The 2,364-nt window shown below is 50.4% G+C and carries 1 protein-coding gene; it reads right to left on the bottom strand.

What is annotated here, in order from left to right; genetic code table 11:
* On the bottom strand, nt 1-2,364 hold a 2,364-nt coding region (locus ACTHJT_RS03345), incomplete at both ends, for a sugar-binding protein (RefSeq protein ID WP_440236366.1).

Raw genomic sequence — 2,364 nt, forward strand, 5'->3', positions numbered from 1 at the left:
GCAGTAGGTTACAGGAGTTGTTACCGCCGGTGCATTCGGTAATGGATTGATTGTTACTGTTACAGGAGCTGAAGTGGAAGCACAACCGTTTGCATCAGTAACTTTTACTGTGAAGGAGCCTGAACTTACATATAAAGACAAGGAGGCTGCTCCCGTACCGGTAGCATTTGTGCCGTTATACCATTGGTAGCTTAGACCTGTTCCGGTATTGGCATTTAAGGTTACACTGCCGCCCTGACAGAAGGTCGTTGGTGTCGTGGTCGTGATCGTTGCTGTTGGTAGTGCATTTACTGTTACAGTTGTTGCTGCTGAAGTTGCTTTGCAGTTATTTGCATTGGTTATTTCTACACTGTATGAACCCGCTGCTGTTGCTGTATAGGTCTGCGCTGTAGCTCCTGTAATGGCTGTTGTGCCGTTAAACCATTTGTATGAACTTCCTGCACCTGCTGTCAGTACCACATTGCCGCCTGAACAGAAGGCCGTTGGTGTCGTGGTCGTGATTGTTGCTGTTGGCAGTGCATTGACCGTTACAGTTGTAGCTGCTGAAGTTGCTTTGCAGTTATTTGCATTGGTTACTTCTACACTGTATGAACCCGCTGCTGTTGCTGTATAGGTCTGTGCTGTAGCTCCTGTAATGGCTGTTGTGCCATTAAACCATTTGTAAGATGAACCTGCACTTGCTGTCAGTACCACACTGCCGCCTGAACAGAAGGCCGTTGGTGTCGTTGTTGTAATCGTTGCTGTTGGTATTGCATTCACCGTTACTACCGTTGCTGCTGAAGTCGCCTTGCAGTTATTTGCATTGGTTACTTCTACACTGTATGAACCCGCTGCTGTTGCTGTAAAGGTTGAATTTGTTCCAACCTGTGCGGTTCCATTAAACCATTTGTATGAACTTCCTGCACCTGCTGTCAGTACCACATTGCCGCCCTGGCAGAAGGCCGTGGGTGTCGTGGTCGTAATCGTTGCTGTTGGCAGTGCATTTACCGTAACCGTATAAGCGGAACTGGCCTTGCAGCCATTGCCGTCTGTATAGCTGGCCGTATAGGCGCCTGCTTGTGCTGTTGTTATCGTTGAAAGCGTTATCTCTCTTGTCGATGCTGCATATCCGTTCGGACCTGTCCAGCTCCAGCCTGTATTTACCGTCGGCTGCGGACCCAGTACCACCGTACTGCCGGCACATACCGTGGCTGTACTGCTTTGATTCCATGCGCCGCCATCCTGCTGTGCATAAGGGGTAATCACTGGCAAGGCATTTACCGTTACTGCTGTCGCTGTAGAGGTCGCTGAACAGCCGCCGCTGTTGGTGATCGTTACCGTATAGCTGCCTGCTGCACTTGCTGTATACGTGGACAAGGTCGCTCCTGCTATCGGTGTCGTACCGTTCTTCCATACGTAACTGTAACCCGTTCCGCTGCCTGCATTTAATACTACACTGCCGCCCTGGCAGAAGCTCGTCGATGTACTTGTGGTGATTGATGCTGTCGGTGCCGTGCAGTTCAATCCTTTTAATATTATTGTACCCATCAGGCCCGGATTGCTCCACGTGTCATCTGTAGTGGCCATCCACGCCAGTTTGCCATCTCGCGCTCCGCCATCATCGTCGTCGTTGATCATTACATCAAAGCCTTCAAGCGCATTCACAGAGGCCGTGCCGCCCATCGTTGACCACGGAAGGCTTACCTCTACAATGTAGCCGCTTGCTGTATTGGTGATTGCCCGGCTGATACCGGCTACCGAATGGCCGTTGATCTCATACACCGAGGTCGCATCGTTCCATCTGAACGTATACTGCTGGTCATTGCTGCCATAGGTAGTCCCTTTCGTGTTACCCATGTCTATATAGATCTCTACGTTATCATCGTTATACACATCCGTGCCGCCATCGTTGCGTTTTACATCGTCTGTCACCTGAACCAGCACATACAGGTTACTCGCATCCCACATCGCTTTCCAGTTACCGGACAGATCCGAAGATGAGCTTACCGTGCCGCTGATCGTTTTACCGATGGTTGATGAACCATAATTATTCCACAGGCCTTCAACCGTACCATCGATTGTTGGGGCTGAGCCCGTCTGGTAAACAGGTTTTGCCACCTGTATATTGATTGCTGAGCTGGTGCCGGTGGCATTGGCTGCACTGGTGGCCTTCGCGGTGATGGTATAATTACCTGCTGCGGCTGCTGTGACTGTATACGTATAAGGGGCTGTGGCATCGGTGCCAAGCAATGTTGTGCCGTTATAAAAATCTACCTTGCTGATACTGCCGCTTGTGATGGTTGCCGTGGCATTCACTGTAATATTATCTCCTTCCGTATATACGGCATTATTCAACGGCGCCGTCAGGGTAACTGCGGGAACGGG

The sequence above is a fragment of the Cytophaga sp. genome (assembly GCF_051961495.1).
Taxonomy (GTDB): domain Bacteria; phylum Bacteroidota; class Bacteroidia; order Cytophagales; family Cytophagaceae; genus Cytophaga.